Source organism: Deinococcus aquaedulcis (assembly GCF_019693445.1).
Taxonomy (GTDB): domain Bacteria; phylum Deinococcota; class Deinococci; order Deinococcales; family Deinococcaceae; genus Deinococcus; species Deinococcus aquaedulcis.
Window position 1 is genome coordinate 171713 of sequence record NZ_JAHRBL010000006.1, and the last position, 19869, is coordinate 191581.

General features: G+C 69.1%; 19 protein-coding genes, 1 tRNA gene and 1 pseudogene. 7 read left to right on the plus strand and 14 right to left on the minus strand.

All coding sequences use genetic code 11. The annotated features are described in order from the left end of the window. The first annotated feature begins 154 nt into the window (after positions 1-154). The gene (locus KMW22_RS19550; protein WP_221089890.1) at positions 155-3076 is read left to right on the plus strand and encodes a BTAD domain-containing putative transcriptional regulator; all 2922 of its coding nucleotides are present in this window, start codon (positions 155-157) and stop codon (positions 3074-3076) included. 89 nt (positions 3077-3165) lie between these two features. After that, complete coding sequence (locus tag KMW22_RS09955) at positions 3166-3654, plus strand: hypothetical protein (protein WP_221089891.1); 489 nt, start codon at positions 3166-3168, stop codon at positions 3652-3654. 90 nt (positions 3655-3744) lie between these two features. Here KMW22_RS09955 and KMW22_RS09960 read toward each other — a convergent pair whose 3' ends face one another. From KMW22_RS09960 to KMW22_RS09985, 6 genes are all read right to left on the minus strand, one after another. Then, a complete protein-coding gene (locus tag KMW22_RS09960) occupies positions 3745-5085 on the minus strand; it encodes a hypothetical protein (RefSeq protein WP_221089892.1) in 1341 nt (446 codons plus the stop codon). Positions 5086-5181: 96 nt separating this feature from the next. Then, complete coding sequence (locus KMW22_RS09965; RefSeq protein WP_221089893.1) at positions 5182-5421, minus strand: hypothetical protein; 240 nt, start codon at positions 5419-5421, stop codon at positions 5182-5184. Positions 5422-5627: 206 nt separating this feature from the next. Then, positions 5628-6530, minus strand: coding sequence for a DNA polymerase III subunit delta (gene holA, locus KMW22_RS09970; protein WP_221089894.1), 903 nt, complete (start codon positions 6528-6530; stop codon positions 5628-5630). Then, positions 6521-7333 (minus strand): serine/threonine-protein kinase, encoded by an 813-nt coding sequence (locus KMW22_RS09975; RefSeq protein ID WP_221089895.1) that lies wholly within the window; start codon positions 7331-7333, stop codon positions 6521-6523. Before KMW22_RS09975 ends, holA begins: the two co-directional genes overlap by 10 nt. Positions 7334-7682: 349 nt before the next feature. Further along, the gene (locus KMW22_RS09980) at positions 7683-8531 is read right to left on the minus strand and encodes an alpha/beta hydrolase family protein (RefSeq protein ID WP_221089896.1); all 849 of its coding nucleotides are present in this window, start codon (positions 8529-8531) and stop codon (positions 7683-7685) included. Positions 8532-8610: 79 nt separating this feature from the next. Then, on the minus strand, positions 8611-9807 hold the full coding sequence (locus KMW22_RS09985) for a DUF418 domain-containing protein (RefSeq protein WP_221089897.1): 1197 nt from the start codon (positions 9805-9807) through the stop codon (positions 8611-8613). A 46-nt stretch (positions 9808-9853) separates the two neighbouring features. Between KMW22_RS09985 and KMW22_RS09990 the strand changes: the two genes are divergently transcribed. Next, positions 9854-10441 carry a TetR/AcrR family transcriptional regulator gene (locus KMW22_RS09990; protein ID WP_221089898.1) on the plus strand — a complete coding sequence of 196 codons (588 nt, stop codon included), beginning with the start codon at positions 9854-9856 and terminating at the stop codon, positions 10439-10441. Between the two features lie 184 nt (positions 10442-10625). On the opposite strand, the gene KMW22_RS09995 is transcribed toward KMW22_RS09990, so the two are convergent. Together KMW22_RS09995 and KMW22_RS10000 are read right to left on the minus strand one after the other, a co-directional pair. Then, entirely contained in the window at positions 10626-11771 is a 1146-nt protein-coding gene (locus tag KMW22_RS09995; protein ID WP_221089899.1) for an acyltransferase, read from the minus strand. A gap of 98 nt (positions 11772-11869) precedes the next feature. Continuing rightward, positions 11870-12976 (minus strand): prephenate dehydrogenase, encoded by a 1107-nt coding sequence (locus KMW22_RS10000; protein WP_221089900.1) that lies wholly within the window; start codon positions 12974-12976, stop codon positions 11870-11872. Positions 12977-13050: 74 nt separating this feature from the next. On the opposite strand from KMW22_RS10000, the gene KMW22_RS10005 reads away from it, so the two are divergent. Both KMW22_RS10005 and msrA read left to right on the plus strand, forming a co-directional pair. Further along, entirely contained in the window at positions 13051-13803 is a 753-nt protein-coding gene (locus KMW22_RS10005) for a TSUP family transporter (protein ID WP_221089901.1), read from the plus strand. 379 nt (positions 13804-14182) lie between these two features. Continuing rightward, complete coding sequence (gene msrA, locus KMW22_RS10010; RefSeq protein ID WP_328774657.1) at positions 14183-14734, plus strand: peptide-methionine (S)-S-oxide reductase MsrA; 552 nt, start codon at positions 14183-14185, stop codon at positions 14732-14734. Positions 14735-14817: 83 nt separating this feature from the next. Here the strand turns inward: msrA and KMW22_RS10015 are convergent, their stop codons facing one another. Then, positions 14818-15480 (minus strand): MOSC domain-containing protein, encoded by a 663-nt coding sequence (locus KMW22_RS10015; protein ID WP_221089903.1) that lies wholly within the window; start codon positions 15478-15480, stop codon positions 14818-14820. Positions 15481-15570: 90 nt separating this feature from the next. Between KMW22_RS10015 and KMW22_RS10020 the strand changes: the two genes are divergently transcribed. Together KMW22_RS10020 and KMW22_RS10025 are read left to right on the plus strand one after the other, a co-directional pair. Next, positions 15571-16020 carry a hypothetical protein gene (locus KMW22_RS10020; RefSeq protein ID WP_328774658.1) on the plus strand — a complete coding sequence of 150 codons (450 nt, stop codon included), beginning with the start codon at positions 15571-15573 and terminating at the stop codon, positions 16018-16020. Continuing rightward, positions 16017-16364: an RNHCP domain-containing protein gene (locus KMW22_RS10025; protein WP_221089904.1), complete on the plus strand. Its 348-nt coding sequence runs from the start codon at positions 16017-16019 to the stop codon at positions 16362-16364. Before KMW22_RS10020 ends, KMW22_RS10025 begins: the two co-directional genes overlap by 4 nt. Positions 16365-16862: 498 nt before the next feature. On the opposite strand, the gene KMW22_RS10030 is transcribed toward KMW22_RS10025, so the two are convergent. The 5 genes and pseudogenes from KMW22_RS10030 to KMW22_RS10050 all read right to left on the minus strand — a co-directional run. After that, positions 16863-16945: transfer RNA gene (locus tag KMW22_RS10030), tRNA-Leu, on the minus strand. 48 nt (positions 16946-16993) lie between these two features. Beyond that, on the minus strand, positions 16994-18253 hold the full coding sequence (purD, locus tag KMW22_RS10035; RefSeq protein WP_221089905.1) for a phosphoribosylamine--glycine ligase: 1260 nt from the start codon (positions 18251-18253) through the stop codon (positions 16994-16996). After that, a complete protein-coding gene (locus KMW22_RS10040; RefSeq protein ID WP_221089906.1) occupies positions 18253-19161 on the minus strand; it encodes an MBL fold metallo-hydrolase in 909 nt (302 codons plus the stop codon). Before KMW22_RS10040 ends, purD begins: the two co-directional genes overlap by 1 nt. Beyond that, the gene (locus KMW22_RS10045; protein WP_221089907.1) at positions 19158-19331 is read right to left on the minus strand and encodes a hypothetical protein; all 174 of its coding nucleotides are present in this window, start codon (positions 19329-19331) and stop codon (positions 19158-19160) included. The genes KMW22_RS10040 and KMW22_RS10045 overlap by 4 nt, the downstream gene beginning before the upstream one ends. Positions 19332-19629: 298 nt before the next feature. Further along, a pseudogene (locus KMW22_RS10050) lies at positions 19630-19869 on the minus strand (IS701 family transposase); the annotation flags it as partial.

Genomic DNA, 19869 nt, shown 5'->3' on the forward strand with positions numbered 1-19869 from the left:
CTCCTGCGAACCGGCCCGGCGCTGCTTTGTGACCCGCCGCACAGTACACTGGGCGTCTGACGATGGGGGCCCCAGCCGCCTTGACCCAGAAGAGCCTTTCATGTCGCACATTGCCCCTAACCTGGCTGTTCCGCGCCCCCTGCGGGGGGAGTTATTGCGCCCTGTTCTCTGTGAGGATCTGGCAGACCCCGAGGTGGGACTGGTGGTGCTGATGGCGCCCTCGGGGTATGGCAAAACGACGCTCCTGGCGCAGTACGCCCGGCAGCCCCGGCGCACCGCCGCCTGGGTGACCCTGCATGCAGACGACGGGGAGGACGTGGCCCTAGAGCAGGCCGTGGTTCAGGCGGTGACCACGGCGCTCCCCGGGCTGGCGCTGCTACTGTGGCGCGCCTCGCTGGATTCACCTGCGTCGGTTATGGCGCGGGCACAGGCGCTGGCCCGCGATCTGGACGGCGTCGAGGGCAACGTGGACCTCATTCTGGACGGCACCGATGTGCTAGGAGCGAACGCTGGGCGCTGGCTGGAGGCGTTTCTGGCTATGCTCGGGGAAGGTCACCGCCTGCTGTTGAGCGGCTGCGAGCGGCCGCCCCTGGCGCTGACACAGCTCTTGGCGGCCGGGTCGGCCCGCGTTATTGGCCCTGAGGCCCTGGCATTCTCGCTGGATGAGACCCGGGTCTATTTTGCCGAGCGGCAGGTGCCTGAAGATCCGGATGGTGCGTGGCGCGCGCTGGAAGGGTGGCCGGCGGGCCTAGCGCTGGTGGCCAGTGGCGCGGCGCCACTGCTGATGCCGCACGATCTGGTGCGTGACGTGTTGGAACGTTTGCCGCCCGAGATCCGCTCGGGTCTGCCCGAAGCGGCGGTGGCGGACACCTGGACTGAGGCCGGGTTGGCGCGGCTGGGGGCCCGGCTGCCGGCTGGCTGGTTGCCGGCGGCGCGGCGTGTCGGTCTGCCGCTGACCCCACTTCAGAGCGGCGCCGCGCGCCCCCACCGCCTGCTGCTGGAATTGCTGGAAGAGGAGTTGCGCGCGCAGCCGACCCGGCATGCCGAGCTGCACATGGCGGCCGGGAGGGCCGCCGAGGCCGACGGCGAGGCGCTGCGCGCGCTGGGCCATTACCTGAAGGCCGGGGCCCTGGCCACGGCGCTGGACCTTGTAGGTCAACTGGTCCGGCGCTACGAGCTGCGCTGGGAGGCCAAACTGGTCAGGCAGGTGGTGGAAGGGCTGCCCGAAGCCCACCTGACCCCCCACCTGCGCCGGGCGTGGGGGCGCGCGCTGCTGGAAACCGGCGAGGCAGCCCGTGGTGAGGCAGTGCTGCGGGCCCTGCGCGCCGAAGGCTATCGCGATCGAAAGCTGATGTTTGCCTTAGGTACCCTGGCCGCGCGGGAAGGCCGATTTCAAGACCAGCTGGCCCTGGCTGAAGAGGGCTTGTCGCTGGTTCAGGCTGACGAGCCGACCCTCAGTCTGATACGTCTCCGGGCCGCTGCGCTGCTGGGGTGCGGCCGCGTGCAGGAGGCGCTGACCGGGGCTCAGGCGGCGGCCGCTCAGGCTGAGGCCGAGGACAATCTGATTGAGCTGGGCGCCATCCTGTCGTTGCTGCATTCTGCGTACAAGGTCCTGGGGCGGCCAATGGACAGCGAGCGCGCACTTCGGCGGGGCCTGGAAGTCTATGAGGCCCTGGGCATGCCCAGCCGCGCCCTGCACGTTCAAAATAATCTGGCCTGTCTCCTTCAGGCGCAGGGCCGTCTGGATGAGGGTGTGCAGGTTGCCGCCCAGGCGCTGGCCCTGGCCGATCAGGAGGGCGGTGTTATGCGGCCGGTTCTGCAGGCAACCCTGGCCGACCTATACCGCGCCTCCGGCTGTTTCGCTGAGGCGGCGGGGCTGTACCGCGCGGCTTTGGAGGGCAGCGCGGCGTTCAAACTCGATACCCTGCCGCCCCTCATCTGGCCGGGGCTGGCCGAGGCTGCCCTGCGGTGTGGCGACCATCCAGCTGCGGCCGAAGCGCTGAACTGGGCGAGGCATCTTTCCGGCCAAGGCGCGCATGAACCAACGCAGCAGCTGGCGTTCTGTGAGGGGCTGTTTGCGTTTGAAGACGGGGATCTGGACAGGGCCGGCCAACACTTCAGGGTCACAGCTGTGACCCAGGCCGCTTCGGAGCTTCAGGTGCGGGCGCAGGCCTATCTGGCAGAGATCGCCCGGCGACAGGGTCAGCTCACTGACGTCCACCTCGCGCCTCTGCGCCCGGTGCTGGCACAGCCGGGCTGGGGTGCCTTGCGGGCAGACACGGCGGTTCTGGAGGGGCTGTTCGGGGACCTTCAAGTCTCTGGCGGGGCCGTCCCAACACGGCAGTCCCCCTCGTTCCAGCATCAGCTGAGCTCCGTGATGAAAGCGCCAGTGACGCTCAGCCTTTCCACCCTGGGGACCCTGAAGGTGGACGTGCAGGGCGCGCCACTGCACCTGCCCCGGGCCAAGTCGGGCGAGATTCTGGTGTGGCTGGCACAGCATGGCCCTGGCACCCGGGACCAGCTGGTGAACGCCCTGTGGGACGGCTCGGCCGAGCGGCGCCACGGCGAGCACTTCCGGGTGGCGGTGCGGCAGCTGCGCTGCGCGCTGGCCACCCACCCGGCGGTGACCTTCAACCCATTGCCGTTTGAGGCGGGGGTCTACCGCCTGTCCGAGCAGTTTGAGCTTCAGCTGGACTGGCGGCTCGCGCGTCCGGCCCTGCGTTCTGGTCGAGCGGAAGCCCTGGAAAGGGTGCTGAACGCGTATGCCGGTCCGTTTCTGCCCCACCTGGAAACGGAATGGATTCGGGAACAGCGCGCGCAGGCAGCGGAGGACACACTGGCCGCTGCGCTGGCGCTGGGGGCGCTGCTTCAGGACACGGAACCTCACCGCGCCCTGTGGGCTTATGGCCGGGCGGCCGATCTTGACCTATTGAATGAACAGGCCCAGCGCGGCGTGATCCGCGCCCATCTGAAGCTGGGTGAGGTGGCCGCTGCTGAACGTGCCTATGCGCAGTACGCCCGGGTGCTTCGGGACGAACTGGGTGACGCGCCGCCCTTTTTCTTGTCGCAGGCTTAAGGCTGGGCCCGTTTGTTCCTGCTTTGTTCCTCCAGCCCCAACATACTGAGCCAGCTTCGGCACTAAGGCCGAAAGAAGGAGTTGAGTCCATGACCAGAAATAAAATCGGCCTGCTGCTGACCTTGACCTTTGCCCTGGTGGCCTGTGATGAGGGTGCACCAGCACCCCTGGCGACTGAGGCCGCCTCTGCCCCCCTGGTGGCCGCCGCTGTGACCATCTGCCCCCCGAACTGCGGCCGCACCACTACCTACGCTTCGCTGGTGGAACAGCTCAACTTCGGCCGAACCATGAAGCCCGATGCCAGCGTCATTGTGGTGCCCGGTGAAGGGGACCTCGCGGTTGAGAATGCTGCCGCGACGCAGCGCATTTCTGAAACCCTGCTGAATGACCTTCGCCGCGCCCTGCACGAGAGCATCTGGGAAGCGCCGAAGAGCGAAGACGCGCGCCGCACTGGGCTGTCGGCCCTCACCACCTTCCTGCTGGACGCCGAACTGGTGCTGATCAACGGTGAACCTCAGCTGAGGGTGCTGGCCGAGCAGGTGCAGACGCTGTACACCATTCTTTCGACCCTGAAGTAAAAATTCCTGGGTATGGGGCGGGTCTACTATGACCCTGTCTCTGAAAAAAGCTGAGCTGGACGGCACTAAGCGCCGTCTAGCTCACTCTTTTTACCGCTGCCAGATCACGTTGCCATTGTGGTACACGACCAGGTTGCCGTCGACCTGGACCGCCAGCGCCGCGCCGCTGTGCCCGCCTGTACCTGTTTCCCAGATCTTCTGGTTGCTGGCGTTGACCATCACCACGTTGCCGTCGCTCTGCATGCGCAGCTGATGCCCGCGCCCGGCCGTGTTGGTGGTCCACAGGGCGCCCGCCGGCCCGTACAGCACGAGGTTACCGTCCCCCTGGAAACACAGGTTGTAGCGGCCGTCGCGCGAGCTGACGCAGTCGTCGGTGGCCGTCATGCCCTCACCGCTGGTCAGCAGGTCGTTGCCGTCGTGGCCAACAGGGGGTGGTGGCGGCGGGGGGGGCGGTGTCCCGGCCGGGCGGTTGGCCCAGAGGATCTGCGTCCCCTGGCGCAGCAGCAGGCTGCCGTCGTCCTCAATGGCCAGCCAGACGCCGCTGCGGCCGTGGGTGCCGGTGTGCCACAGGGCCTGATGACTGGTGCCGTAAATCACCAGATTGCCGTCCCCCTGCATCACCAGGCGGTGCACCGGCTTGCCATAGGTGCCGGTGGGCACCACGCGTGGACTCACGCCAGGGCTGTAGACCACAAGGTTGCCGTCGGCCTGCATGGTCAGGCGGTGCTGGCCGTTCAGGGAATACACCGAATCGTTGGTGGCCATCAGGCCCTCACCGCCGGTCAGGTCACCGTTGCCGCTGTGGGTCACGGTGGGGAGCGGGGCCGGCGGCTGGGGCGCGGCCACGGCCTTGGGGCGCAGCAGGTCGTACTCGCCGCCGTACTGCACAATCGTGTAGCGGCCATTTGCCAGCTTGCGCAGGGTCAGTTCGGAGCGGATGGCCTTGCCGGCTCCATAGTTCTGCTCGTAGGCCACGAACATCCGGTCGTTGGGCTTGGTGGCGTCGGCGGCGGTGCGCCAGCCCACGAACAGCACCACGTGGCCGTCGTTGCCTGTGCGCGGGTTGTTCACGGCGTCGCCGGGCTGCAGGTCGTCATAGCCGATCTTGTTGGCGTAACCCGGCAGCGTGGCGGTGTTGGGCCCGCCCCAGGTGCCGGCAGTGCTTAGGCCCCAGGCCATGCTGACCATGCCCGAGCAGTCCTGCCGGTAACCCTGGTACAGCGAGGTCTGGCTGTAGGGCACGCGGGCGGCCACCCAGGCCTTGGCCCGGTTGATGATCTCGTCGCGGCTGCTGATGGCCTGGGCACTCAGCGGGGCCTCGGTGGAAGCAGCGGTCTGGGTCTGATCTGGCAGGAGGGGCAAAGGAGCGGTCTGGCTGCAGGACACAAGGGCACCAGTGCCCAGCAGCATGAAAGTCAGAAGGCGGAACATGTTCAAAGGACAACTCCTGAAGGGAAGAAGAGGGAAATGGGCAGGAGGCAGGGCTGAGGGGCGGGACCAAGGGTGCTCCCGCCCTTCGCACCCGGGTCAGATGGCGTTGATGGTGCCCTGAACGGTCGCTCCGTCACCGGCCCCCGTGCTGGGCGCCCCGTGGCGACCCCCAGGGCGGGTGATGACGCTGGGGGCCTCGGGTGCGACCTCAATCACGCTCACGCTGTCTGCCGCAACCAGCGCCGTGCGTTTGGGTGCGCCGCCTGCCCAGGACTGGTAGGAAGCGAAGGCAGAACCGGACAGCAGCAGAGCGGCCAGCACAACAACTTTTTTCATGGGAATCCTCCGGCTGCGCCGCTCTGCTGCTCCGCTCTGGAGCGCAGGTGGGCCGGCGCAGGGGTCTGGTGAACCTGCACCGACCTTAGCTGGGGGGGTGGGACAGGCCAGGAACAGTGCGGGCGTGTTCCTCGCGTCGCTACAGGAACACACCAGAAGGAAAGGGCCAGCGCGCAGATCGCTGGCCCCCTCCGCTCTGGTCTCCTTTACAGGCTCAGGCCCACGATCAGGCGTTCCAGCACCGTGGCGGGGTCCTGGCCGCGCTTCATGGCGAGGTCGGCGCCCAGAATGCGCTCCAGGTGCACGCGGATCTTCGCTTCGTTCAGGCGGCGGGCCACCTCCAGCGCCTTTTTGGCTGGGTAGGGTTTGACCCCCAGGCGCTGGGCGGCAGCCTGTTCCGTCACCCGGCCCTCCTCCTGTTGCAGGGCCACGCAGCGCGCCACCAGGCTGTACTGCCACACCACCGCCCCCAGGAGCTTGAAAGGATCCTCGCCGCCCGACAGCAGGCGCCGCAGCTGCGTCACCGCCTCTCCGGTGCGGCCGGTGGTGGCGGCCCCCAGCATGGCAAAGCTGTCGCCGGGCGGCTCGCGGCCCACGACGCCCGCCACGACCTCGCGGGTCAGGGGGCCGTCCAGCAGGGCCAGCTTGTTCAGCTCGCCTGCAATGCCGGCCAGATCCGGCCCAAACACCTCGGCCAGATAGGCGCTGGCGGCCTTGTCCAGTGGCAGTTTCTGGGCGCGGGCGCGGCCCACCACCCACCCGGTCACGTCGCCGGGCTTGGTGGGCGCGGCCGAGGCCACCACCTCACCCCGGGCGCTATACAGCTTCTGGCGGGTGGCGGGCGGGGCCTCGTCCAGCAGCGCGACCGTGACAGGTGCCCCAGCCAGGGCCTCCAGCAGCGCCTTGTCTGGCTTGACCCCGCTGAGGTCCACGATCACGCCGCCGTCGCCAAAGAGGCCCGGGCTCAGGTGGGGCCCCAGCGTGTCCAGGGTGACGTCGTCGCCGCCCAGCCGGGGCAGGGTGCGCGGGTCCAGGCCCCGGGCGCGCAGGGTGGCCTGCAGGGTTTCCTCGGCCAGAAAGGGGTGCCCGCTAAAGACGATCAGGGGCACAGGTTCTCCGGCACGGGCGGCAGGCCCAGCTCGGCGCGCGCGGATTGCAGGTCGCGCAGCATCTGCCGGGCGCTGGCTGGGCGGTCGTCCGGGTCGCGGCCCAGGGCGGCGCGCAGCAGGCCATGCAAGGCCGCCGGGCCGGGCAGCGCCGCGCGGCGGTCATGAATGCCGGCCAGCCAGCCCAGGGCGTCCTCGTAGGGGGGGGCGCCCGCCAGACAGTCGAACAGCAGCACGCCCGCCGAGTACAGGTCGCTGCGGGGCTCGCCGCGCAGGCCCAGAAACTGTTCCGGGGCCATGAAGTGCGGGGTGCCCATGCGCGTGCCGCTGTGAATATCCAGCGGCAGGTCCCGGGCGTGGCTCATGCCGAAGTCGATCACGCGCACGCTCTGGGCGCTGGGCTCGCCGCCGGCCAGCAGCACGTTTTCCGGCTTGAGGTCCTGGTGCGTGACCCCGCGCGCGTGGAGGTGCGCGGCGGCCATCAGCACCCCGGCCGTGACCTGGGTGGCCTCGTCGGCGCCCAGCGGCCCGCCCAGGTCCAGGCGCTCGCGCAGGGTGCCGCCCGGCACGAAGGGAAACAGCAGATGCCGGGCCGTGCACAGCAGCGGCGAGACGATCAGCGGGCAGGCCACCCGGCTCGCCACCTGCCCTTCATGCAAAAAGCGCGCCTGCAGGTCGGGGCTGTCACTCAGCAGGGTCTTGACGAACACGGTCTGCCCGCGCCACAGGGCCCGCTCGCCGCGCACGCCGCCATGCTCGGTCAGCGCTTCGCGGGCCTGCAATTCGGCCGAGAGGTCGCCACTCATGCGCGGGGCCCGGGCCTGACCGGTGCAGCCGCCAGACGAGGCGGGGGAGCGGAACTTGGCAGACCGGCGCCTCGCCAGCGGGTTGGGGGCGCAGATGAAAAGCGGAACACGTTCACTGGTGTCCAGTCTTTCACACTCGCGCCCGGGGCGCACCCGTGCTGGAGGCCATCAGCGGCTCATGCAGGTGAGGGGGCAGGAAGGCGGCAGCGGCGCCGGTTGGCCCGTCTGGAAGGCTTGAGGCGCGGCGGGAGAGCTGGCAGATTGCGCGGCTTGTGGGCTGGGCGAACCGGCCCAGCCCATGGGCAACGACGTTCCAGGCTACTGTCCCCGCTTCCTGCCCCGACGGCCCTCAGCGGCGGCCCAGGTCGGTGGGGGAGAGCGGGGTGCGGCTCTGGGCCTCGAAAAAGGCGGCGAGGCGCGCGCCCAGTTCCGGGGTAAAGCGGTTGGCGCCCAGATGCGCGCCCCCGACCTGCACCAGCACGCTGTCGGGGCGGCCAAACACCTCCAGCAGCCGGGCGGTGTTGGTGGCGTGCGGCACCGTCTGGTCGTCGGGGCTGGCCACTGCAAACAGCGCCTGACGCGGGGCCACAGCGGCGGCCACCAGCGGATTCAGGCGCGGCCCGGGCGGGCCACCCAGGGCGTAGGCCGCCTGAATCTCCTGACGGCGGCTTTGGGCGGTGCCGTAAGCCTGATCCAGGTCCACCCAGGCGTCAATCAGGGCCACGGCGCGCACCGGGTACGGCGAGCCGGGCAGGGCCGTGCGCAGGGCCATCAGGCCGCCCATGCTCAGGCCCAGGGCAAAGGTCTGTCCGTTCCAGGCAAACAGCCGCGTGGCCGCGCTGTGAACGGTGCCCAGTTCGGCCAGGGCGGCTGGGCTGCCCCAGGTGGTGGGCCCGCCGTCACTGCTGAGCAGCACGGCAAAGCCCGCGCGCAGCAGGGCGCCCGTCAGCACCGCCATCTGGGGACTGCCGCGCAGGCGCTGCGGGGTCTGGCCGCGTGGGTGTGACACCACCACCAGGGCGCAGGGCCGCAGCGAGCAGCTGGGTGGCGTCTGCAGCAACGAGGGCGCGTCGGCAGCGCCGACCGATACCCAGGTGGTCGGTGTGGCGGGGGGGGACAGGGGCTGGGCCGGGAGGCTCAGGGCGCCCGCAGCGCCACCGGCACAGAGTAGAGAGAAGAGGACGGCGGCACGCTTCACGTCGCGGCACTGTAGCGTCTGAAACTGACGGTAGGCTGTGATTCCCAGAAGCGGCCCCCACGGGCCAGGCGCGTGCAGCTTACTGTGGGGCTTCCGGCAGCGCCCGGGGCTGACGCCGCAGCGGGTCCCAGCGGCCGTTGATCCAGGCGCGCAGCAGCCACTCGAACGGGCCCGCCCTGAAGTGCCGCAGCCACAGGTGGGCGAACAGCTCCAGGGCCAGCCATACCCCCAGGGTGACCAGCACCGTCAGGCTGAGGCTCAGCTGCCCGTACCAGCCCAGACCCCAACCGGCGAACAGCAGGCCCAGCAGCAGCGATTCGCCCAGGTACCCCGTGAGCGACATGCGCCCAGCCGGCGCTGCCAGCCGCAGCAGCCGTGCGGCCGGGTTCAGGGCCGCCAGCGCCACATACGCCCCCGTGAGGGCCGGTGCCGTGATGAAGCCCAGGGCCACCCCCAGCACCTGCTGGGCCCCGTCGCTGCTCAGGGTCAGCCACGCCGAGGCCGCGCCGCCCGGCAGGCCCACGGTCGCCCCCAGCAGCAGCAGGCGCTGCCAGAGGGTGCCGTAGCGTTCGGGGCGCCGCAGGACCCCCAGTCGCCCGGCCGCCAGCCCCAGCAAGAACATGCTCAGGGCCAGCGACCAGTTCAGCACGCCCAGGGTCAGCAGCACCCCGGGCAATGCGCTCAGGCGGGCGCGGGCCGCTTCCAGCAGTCCGCCCTGCACGGCGCGGTCCAGTGCGGCGGCGTCTTGCACAAACCCTGCCGTCCCCGGCCCGGCCGCCAGCGACCCCAGGGCCACCACCGCCAGTAGCCCCGCCCCCACGAGGTAAGCGCCGGCGGCGCCCCGCAGGGCCGTGCGGGTGCGGCGCACGGCAAACCACGGCAGCGCCAGCCCCAGCACCGCGTAACTCAGCAGAATGTCGCCAATAAACAGCAGTGCGGCGTGCAGCAGGCCCAGCACCCCCAGCGCCAGCAGGCGGCGACGGTAGCGGCGCAGGCCGTCGCCCGGCTGGGCCTGGGCATGCAGCAGCAGGGTCAGGCTGTAGCCGAACAGAAACGAGAACAGCAGATAAAACTTGCCCTGCGCCAGCGCCACGATCAGCCACGCCAGCACGCCGTCGAGCCCGGAATGCACCAGCGCCGGGGTCAGGCCACCGTGGGTCATGGCGAGGTACGGCATGTTGACGAACACGATCCCCAACAGGGCCAGGCCGCGCAACTGGTCCGGCAAGGGCTGACGATTCCCTTGAACCATCATCGTTTCTTTTGGAACAATCATGTTCCAAAGCATAGAGGATCGGCTGTCTACCCGCTAGGCTTTGGCCATGAGCCGAGCCCGCCGCACTGCGCCAACGCCCCTGCTGGAGGTGCTGACCCAGGCGCTGGTAGAGCGGCCCCACGCCAGCCTGGGCGAACTGGCGGCGCTGGCTGGTGTGGGCCGCACCACCCTGCACCGCCTGTACCCCACCCGGGAAGCGGTGCTGCGCGCCGTGGCCCTGGACGCCCTGGCCCACCTGCGGGAGGTGGACGAGGAGGTGGGGCTGGCCGCCGCCTTTGCGCCGGGCACGCCGCCAGCGGCCTCCTGGCAGACGCTGGAACGCTGGATTGAACGGCTGGTACCGCTGGGCCCGCGCCTGCAGTTTCTGGTGCGCGCCTCTGAACTGGACGGCGACGCCGAACTGACGCGCGCCTCGGCCGCGCTGGACGCCACGCTGCTTGGCGCCCTGGAACGCGCGCAGGCGCAGGGCTTCCTGAGCCCCCGCCCGCCCGCCGCGTGGCTGATGGCGTCCCTGCACGCCCTGATTTATGTCTGCTGGGAACAGGTGGCGGCGGGGACGGTGGCCCCGCGTGACGCCGCTGGGCTGGTGTTCCGCACCTGGCTGGGCGGTGTGGGGGAGAAGGCGAACGGCTGAGACGTCTTCCGAAACATTCCGGAACGTGTTATGGACTGTTTCCAACCGGACTGGCCGGGCTGCGCAGCAGAAGGAAAGGGTACGGATGTCCGGGCATTAGGCTGGAACAGCGCCGAAGGCGGGGAACATCCAGTTCTTCTCTGGGTGTGACGGACATGGACGGCAGTCCATATGAGCGGCGCCCCTACCGGCCGAACAGCAGGGGACTCAGGCGGGTGCCCAGCAGGGCCCGGCCCAGCAGCGCAGGCCCCAGCAACGCCACCGCGAAGTACCCCAGCATGGTCAGGGCCACCTGTGCGGGCGGGCCGTCCGGGGGCAGGGCGCGCTCCAGGGCCTGCAACACGGCCGGGTGAATCAGGTAAATCTGCAGGCTGACGGTGCCCAGCAGCCCCACCGCCGCGCGCAGCGGCGCTATGCGTACCAGCCGGAAGGCCGCGCCCAGCAGGCCCAGGGCCACCAGACTGGTGTACAGCCAGCTCAGGCCGCTGTAGACCACGGGGGTTACGTTCTCGCCCCGGGCATAGGCCAGCCCGGCGGGCAGGTACAGGCCATACGCCAGGGCCAGCACCGGCAGCAGCACCCAGCGGCGGCGCCGCCACCACGCCGGAAAGTCGTCCAGGCGCGCGCCCACCGCTACGCCCAGCGTGATGGGCAGCATGTACCACAGCACCGTGCTGGCCGGAAACGGCAGGCGCAGCACCTCACGGTTCAGGAGGTACAGGCCCAGTTGCAGCGCCAGTCCCAGCAGCAGCGCGGCCGTAATGCTGGGGCGCCGCCGCGCCAGCGGGAGCAGCAGCGGCAGGACCAGGTACACCTCCAGCGCCACCAGCAGGAAATACAGGTGATAGCTGGCCTTGCCGTACAGCAGCCAGTCGCGCCAGCGTTCCGGGTCGGTGAGGGTGCTCGCCTCGCGCTGGCCTGTCCACACGTACCAGACGATATACAGCGCGCTCCACAGCAGGTAGGGCCAGCCGCCGCGCGTCAGGCGGCGCCAGAAATAGCGCCCCGGCTCAAAGCGCTTCAGCAGGCTGCGCGTGAGAACCACCGCCGAGAGAAACACGAAGGCCGGCACCGCAAAGTGCAGCGTGCGGTTCAGGATCAGGACCAGCAGGTGGGCAGTGGAGGCCGGCTCCAGTGAACGCAGCGCTGCGCCGGTGGTGTGGTGGCCCACCACCTCCAGAATGGTTAGGCCCCGAAAGACATCAATGGCCGAGAGACGGGGGGCGGCGGGGGCTGGCGCGGGGTCCTGCGGCGGCGCTGCCCCGGCGGGCGCAGGGGCCACCGGGGCAGGCAGGGCAGAGGGCGGGTGATCGGGGGAGGGGTCAGCCATTGAACGCCCCACGGTACTGCCCGCGCCCCGGCCAACTGGTGAACGTTAAGCAAACGGCAACTCAAGGGGGGAAGCGCCTCCATGTCCCTCATCCAGGCCTATCCCCGCCCGCGCACCTCAAAGCCCGCACCGGTGAGGATGCCCGCCGCGCGCGCCACGTCCTCCGGGCTTTCCAGGCCTAGGCGAATGGCGCCGCCGTCCTCGCGGATGGCCAGCACCTCAATGTCCTTGATGTTCACGCCCGCCGCCCCCAGCGCCTGCGTGACCGCGCCAATCTGGTTGGGTTTGTCCGGCACCGCCACCACAAGGTCGTGGCGCTGCGGCAGCAGGCTGCGGCGCACCACCGGCAGGCTGTCGCGGGTGCGCTTGCCTTCCTGGGCGCACAGCAGCAGTTCCTCGGGGTCGTCCAGATCGGCCTCCAGGCGATCCAGCTGCCGGCGGAATCTGGACAGGGCCTCGCGCAGCGCCGCGCGGTTTTCCACCACCATGTCGCGGCTCATGCGGGGGTCGCCGCTGGCCACGCGCGTGAGGTCCCGGAAGCCCCCGGCCGCCAGCAGGCTCAGGCGCTCGTCGCGCGCCACCATGTGCGTCAGGGCGAGGCTGGCGAGGTACGGCAGGTGACTGATGGTCGCCACCAGCGCGTCGTGGGCGTCGGGGGGCATCACCACGGGCGCGGCGCCCAGGCCCTCGACCAGCGCGCGGGCGCGGCTCAGGGCGGTCAGGGGCGTGTGGTCGCCAGGGGTCAGCACCCACACCGCGTTTTCCAGCAGCGCCGCGCGGGCGTGCGTGACCCCGCCGCGCTCGCTGCCCGCCATCGGGTGCCCGGCCACGAAGGAGCGCACCCCCAGCCGCTCCATCTCGGCGGCAATGCCCGCTTTGACGCTGCCCACATCGGTCACCAGGGCGCCCGGGTTCAGAAAAGGCGCGAGGTCGCGCGCCAGCGGGGCCAGGGCGCGCATGGGGGCAGCCAGCACCACCAGATCGGCCTCGCGCAGCCACTCGCCGGCCGAGGCGCGCACCTCGTCCACCACACCCAGGGCCTCGGCCTCGCGCAGCACGTCCATGCTGCTGTCCAGGCCCACCACCTTTTTCGCCAGCAGGCGCTGGCGCAGCCCCAGGGCCACGCTGCCCCCGATCAGCCCCACGCCCGCCACCACAGCGGTGCCAAAGGGGGTGGAATCGGGCGCGGCGGGCGGCATCGTCATGGGGGCGAGGCTAGCATGCCCCCGGCGGCCCCCACGCGCCTTCGCCCTGTGCGCGCCGCGCTACAGTGCCCGGCGTGCCTGGTCCCGAAGTGCTGCTCTACGGCCTGCCCCTGGCCTTTCTCGCCGGTTTTCTGGACGCGGTGGCGGGGGGCGGTGGCACCATCACGCTGCCCACGCTGTTTTTGATGGGCCTCAGCCCGGCGCAGGTGGTGGCCACCAACAAGCTGCTGGCCATTTTCGGCTCGGGCAGTGCCACGTGGCAGTACTGGAAAAATGGCCATGTGGAGCGGCCCCTGGTGCTGCGCTTGATCCCCCTGGCCCTTCTGGGCAGCGCGCTGGGGGCCTTTCTGGTGCGCTTTGTGGACCCGGCGCTGTTTCGCACGCTGGTGGGCGTGGTGATTCTGGGGGTCGGCGCGCTGGTGCTGATCAACAAACGCTTTGGCCTGGAAGACCGCTACCCGGGCCTCACCGCCCGCACCCTGGCCCTGACCCTGCCCGGCACCCTCCTCATTGGCATCTACGACGGCTTTCTGGGCCCCGGCACCGGCACCTTCGCCATGTTCCTGTTCTCGCTGGCCGGCTTCAGTCTGGTGCGCGCCAGTGGCAACGCGCGGACCCTGAACTTCGCCACCAACCTGGGGGCGTTTGGGCTGTTTCTGCTGGGTGGCCACATGGTGTGGTGGATTGGCCTGCCGATGGGCGTGGCCAACGCCCTGGGCGCCTTTCTGGGCGCGCGCATGGCGATGCTGCGCGGCAGCGCCTTCGTGAAATGGGTGTACGGCGTGATCGTGGTGTTGGTGGCCGCCCGGCTGTTTTTTGGGCGCTAAGCCAGCTGAGGAACAGGGCCTCGGCGCCTTAGCGGTCACCACAAGACCTGAAGGCTTCACCTTCAGGTCTTGTGAGACGAGCGGAGCGAGTGACCGCGACACACAGCGGTTGGCGTGGAGTTAAGGGGGGTCCCTTCTTCCCCTGGGCGGAAAGGAATACCGCTGTGACAGCACATCCTCGATCAGAGCGGCTTGCCGAGTGGTGGAGAAGAGAGGGCCCACAGGCGGAGGTCTGGGTACCGGGCTCGAGCAGCCCCGATGCTGAAGAACAGCCGGTGGAGCTCTGGATGTGACGGCGAGGCCAGAAGGTGCCGGGGCTTAGGTCCAACCGTGCGCCTGCGCCCCGTCTATGGGCGGGCCAGGCGCCATGATGCGGGCTATGACCACCCCCTCAAGCCCAACCCAGCAGGCCATTCTCGCCGGAGGGTGCTTCTGGTGCACCGAAGCGGTGCTCAAGGACGTACGCGGCGTGCAGAAGGTAGAAAGTGGCTACATTGGCGGCCACACCCCTAACCCCGATTACCGCAGTGTGTGCAGCGGCCAGACCGGCCACGCCGAGGCGGTGCGCATCACCTTTGACCCGGCGCAGGTGAGCTTCAAGGATCTGCTGGGCCTGTTTTTCGCCACCCACGACCCCACCACCCTCAACCGCCAGGGCGCGGATGTGGGCACCCAGTACCGCAGCGCCGTGTTTCCCCTCAGTGCTGAGCAGGAAACCCAGACGCGCGAGGTGATCGAAGACCTGACCCGCCAGGACGTGTTCGGCCGCCCCATCGTGACCACCATTGAGCCCGCCAGCACCTTCCATGTGGCCGAGGACTACCACCAGGACTACTACGCCAACAACCCGCGCCAGCCGTACTGTATGGCCGTGATTGCCCCCAAGGTCGCCAAGATGCGGCAGTACTACGCCGACCGGCTCAAGGGTTAAGGAGCCCAAACGCTGAGGGGGCGCCGGGCCAGCATAGAGGCCCGCGCCCCCTCTCCTCTAAGGCGACCAACCTCTGGCCCGCTTCAGCCCAGCTTTTTCAGCCGGCCTTCCAGATCGCGGCGGGTGCGCTCGGCCACGGGGAAGGCCAGCCACGCCTCCAGGCCCTCGCGGGTTAGGGCGGGCTCGCCCACGTACACGTCAAACAGTTCGCCCACGGTGGGGGCCACTGGGTCGCCGGGGAGGTGCGTGACGGGGTCGCCCGCGCCCACCGTGCCCTCGGTCAGCACGCGCAGATACAGCCCGGGGCGGCGCATGCGGGCAAAGCGTTTCACGAAGGACCCCTCGCGCACATGCGCCGCCAGCGTGCCGCAGGGAATGCGCGGCGCCGTGACTTCCAGCACCACCTCGCCCGCCGCGCCGTGGACCGTCAGGCGGTCACCCACACGCACCTCGGCCGAGGAGAGCCCACTGAGGGTGAGGTTCTCGCCAAAGAGCCCCGGGCGCGCGGGGGCAGCGAGTTCGGCGGCCCAGGCGGCGTAGTCGGGCATGGTGTAGGCGTACACCGCCTGATCCGGGCCGCCGTGGTGCTTGCGGTTGAGCACGTGGTCGCCGTCCAGCCCGGCGCGCGTCACGCGCACGTGGCCCGGCAGGGGGTGCTTGTCGATGCCCGTGACGGTGGCGCGCCCGCCCACCTTCAGCGCGGTGGGCTGACCGACGCACACCGCCGTAACCCGGAGTTCGTTCATGCCCCTCAGACTAGCAAAGCCCACCGCGCTGGGGCGCAGCGTGACCGCCGTCCTGGCCGCCCTGGGGGCCACTGTGCTGAAATACCGGGCGTGAGCAAGCCTGCCCGCCCCGCCCCCGCTGGTCCCCAGCCGCCGACCCCTGAACAGGTGGCCCCCGAGCAGCTGGCCCAGGGCCGCACCCTGACCCTGGCCACGCTGTGGGCGCTGTTTCTGCTGACGGTGCTGCCCTTCGTGGCGGGGCTGGTGCAGGGGCAGACGGAAGGGGCCCTGCGGCAGAGCCTGTACGCGCTCGCCACCGCCTTTCTGCTGGGCATGGTGTGGCGCGGCAGCACCTGGGCGTGGCGCCTGACGGTGAGTTTTGGCATGGTGGCCGGGCTGCTGGTCTTTGTGGTGGGCATGCTGGCGGGCGGCGCGTCGTGGCGCGGCTGGATGGTCAGTGTGGCGGGCCTGGGCTATCTGGTCCTGGCCACGGCGCTGGTCGGCACGCCCAGCATTCGCGCGTTCCTGGACAGCCGTTGGGCAGCGCGGCGGCGGCCATGAGCGGCGAGCGTCGCTTTACCGTGCAGGGGACGAACAACGCCTTTACCTGTGGCCACTGCGGCGCGCAGGTGCAGCCGTTGCAGAACGGCAGCGTGCGCAACCACTGCCCCCAGTGCCTGCACAGCAAACATGTGGACCTTCTCCCCGGTGACCGCGCGTGCGACTGCCACGGCCTGATGCGCCCGGTGGGTGTGGAACAGAGTGGAAAGAAGGGCTGGGTGCTGCTGCACCGCTGCCAGACGTGTGGCTTTCAGGGCCGCAACCGCGCGGCGCTGGACGACCCCGCGCAGCCTGACAGCTGGGACGCCATCGTGGCCCTGAGCGCCCGCAGCGGGCAAGGGTAGCAGGCGGCGAACCGGGTGTTCAACAGCGCCTGCTGCACGTCCTACATGGACGTTCCGGGCGTAGACCGCTTCAAGAGGGGCTGGGCAGCTGTAGCGGGTTTGCAGGATTGCCCCCTTCTTTTGCGCCGCTCTGCCAGGCGGCTCGCCTGTACTGTGGCCGGGGAGGTGGACAGCAGTGACTTTTCTGGCTGATCTCCCAGAGTTCGGCACCTCCACCCAGCGCATGATGAATTTGGTAGGTCGGTGGGCCTGGGATGCCATCGACCCTTGATCTGGTCGTCACTTGCCGCTACCCGGCAGTACGGTGGACATGCTGCGGCAGGCACGGTCAGCGAGGTTGGTTGTACCGGAGTGGGAAGGGAGAAATAGCCTTAAGGGCCCGCCCCACACTCGCAGAAAGTCCGTTGGTACGCAGGTTGCTCCACTCGCTCGTTCCTCGATTTCACAGCCCCACCTCAGAACAAGAAAAGCTCCGCTTTGGACGGAGCTTCTTTCTTCTGGTGCCGGTGAGGGGACTCGAACCCCTACGGTTTCCCGCTCGATTTTGAGTCGAGTGCGTCTACCAATTCCGCCACACCGGCCTGCGCGTTGGGGGCGAGGGGAATCCTAGCGCCCCGGCCCCCACGCGGTCAAACGGGGTTGGGCTCTGGAATGGCCCCTATGCGCGCCCCCAGGTCCCGACGTAACTGGGCGCCCGGAAAGTCCACCCGGTCGGCCAGGGCGTAGGCCCGGCCTAGCGCCGCGTTCAGGGTAGGGGCGGTGGCGGTGACGGCCAGGACTCGGCCGCCGTGGCTGCGCAACTGGCCCCCTGCTAAGCGGGTGCCGGCGTGGTAAATGACCTCTTCGCGCTGCGTGGGGGGCAGCATCAGGGGAATACCGCGCTGTGGCTCACCGGGGTAACCCGGTGCGGCCAGGATCACCACGGCGCTCGCCGCCTCCCGGAAGCGCACGGTGCTGGGGTTCAGCTGCCCCTGCACAGCGTCCAGAGCATGTTGCGCGAGGTCGCTCTCCAGGAGCGGTAGGACCGCCTCGGCTTCAGGATCACCAAACCGGGCGTTAAATTCCACCACTTTCGGCCCCGAGGGCGTGAGCATCAGCCCGGCATACAGCACACCGCAGAAGGGGTGCCCCTCGGCCTTCATCCCGCGCAGGGTAGGTTCGATGATGGTCTGGCGAATCGCAGTCATCGTTGCGTCGTCCACTGGGAACGGGCAGATGACGCCCATGCCGCCGGTCATGGGCCCGGTGTCGCCCTCGTGGATGGTCTTGTGGTCCTGGCTGGGTGGGGTCAGGGCGTAGCGCTCGCCATCGGTAAGGGCCAGGATGGTCACCTCTTGCCCGGTCATGAACTCTTCAATCACCGCCTGGGCCTCTGGGTCACTGAAAATCTCGCGCAGGGCCGCCTCGGCTTCTGCAGCCGAGTGGGCGATGGTGACGCCCTTGCCCGCCTTCAGGGCCGCGTCCTTGACCACGATAGGTGAGGTACTACTCAGGCCAGCAAGATGGGCCAGTGCCTCGTCCAGTGCAGTGAAAGTGTGGTGCGCCGCCGTAGGAATGCTGTGGCGGGTCATGAACGCTTTGCTCCAGACCTTGTCACCCTCCAGCCGACTGGCGGCCTGGATTGGCCCGAAAGCGGGCAAGCCCAGAGCGGTGCAGGCGTCCACGACGCCCGCCGCCAGATAGGCTTCAGGGCCCACGATCACCACGTCGGCGCCCTCACGCTGGGCCAGCTGGGCGAGGCTCGCGGCGTCCTGAGGACTGTCGAGAAGGCGGGCCATCTCGGCAATCCCCGGGTTGCCAGGCGTGCACAGCACCTCGTGGCCAGCCCGCGCGCAGGCGTGCACGATGGCGTGCTCGCGGCCACCGCCGCCAATCACCAGCACCCGCATCACTGGCCTCCGGCGTGGGCGGCGCGGCGTTGCCAGTAGCGTGCGAGCCCCTGCACACTCATCCAGGGCGGGCAGGCAAAGTCATAGCGGGCCGGGAGTTCGGGGTGTTCGGCGCGCAGCTCGTCCATCAGCGCCAGGGTGAAGTCGGCCGTGATCTGCTCCATCTCGTCTCCAGCGTTCAGACCGGCCTGTACCCGCTCGGCATCGGCCGCCAGGGTACGGCGCAGGCCGTTCCAGTGTTCAGGGGTATTCGCATAAGTGCCAAAGTGGGCCAAGTGGAGCCACGCGGCGTCGGTGCCCGCCAGCAGGTCCAGGCTGGTGTGCCACGCGTCCAGGTCAATGTCGGGCGGTGGGGTGGGTGCGCGTGGCGTCTGGGGGGCCAGCAGGCGAATGCCGCCCACGTCTCCGGTGAACAGATCGTCGCCTAAGTGGTACGCTAGATGGTGCGTGGCGTGCCCAGGGGTGGCCAGGGCCCGCACCTCCAGCTGACCCAGGCGCAGCACCTCGCCACCTGAGAGGGCCTGCAGGCGTTCAGGGGGCGCCGGGTGCATCTGGCCCCACAGGCGGTCCATCTGGTCGCCGTAGATCTGACTGGCACTGGCCAGCAGCCGTGCGGGACGGGCCAGATGGGCGGCGCCGCGTTCATGCACGTATGCCCTGGCCGCTGGCACCTCGGTCAGCACCGCGCCCGCCGCGCCCACATGGTCAAAGTGCACATGGGTCAGCAGCAGGTGGCGCACGTCCGCCAACGCGGCCCCAAGGCTTTCGAGACCCGCCCGCAGTTGGGGCAGCGTGCTACCAGGCCCAGTATCGACCAGTGCTAAGCCGTCGCCTGTGTCTATCACGTAGGCGGCAATTACCCCGGGCGTCTGCAGAAAGTGCAGGTCAAGGATCTGTGGGCGGTTCACGCGTTGCCTGTCAGCCGGGCGCCCAGCAGCAGGGCTGCCATGGCGTACTGCACGCCCGCAATCAGGCGCAGGGTCATGACGTTGCGCGCGGTCTTCAGGGGCCCCAGGGTCAGGGCCAGGATACCCGTCGCGCTGAGGACAATCAGGATGAATAGGACCCACAATGCCATGAACGCCAGCATAGCGCGCGATCGAGAGCAGTCTTCCTTGCTTGCGTGTAATGGCCCGAGCTGCCAGCCCCGTGCTCCTAGGAGCGTTGATATGACCCTAATACGAATGCTGATCTTCCCATCAAGTCATTAGGCCTGGTGAATAAAGCAGAACTTTAATACTCGTGCGTACTCAAAACCGATACACCTTTGCTGATGGTAGCGAACAAAGCCTTTACAGTATGAGTGATGCAAGAGGATGCAGTACGATGTGAGAGCATCTATGTGAGATTTCCTTAACAGTTGGCTTTGCTTAAACTCAGGAGTTGCACCTTGTATAGAGGAGTGAATAGCCGTGCTGGTGGAGAAATTCCTCGTTCTTGAGGAAGGTTCGGAGCAGGCGGTTCAAATACACGCTCGGCATCACCGTCATCAGGGCTAGAGCCGCACACGCTTCCAGGGTCATGCCACTCTCCCGGTGCAGGATGGCCAGCGTCCAGGCAAGGCACACCAGCAGCACCCAGCGGTCCAGGCCGATGGCAGTTCGCAACGCGAACTG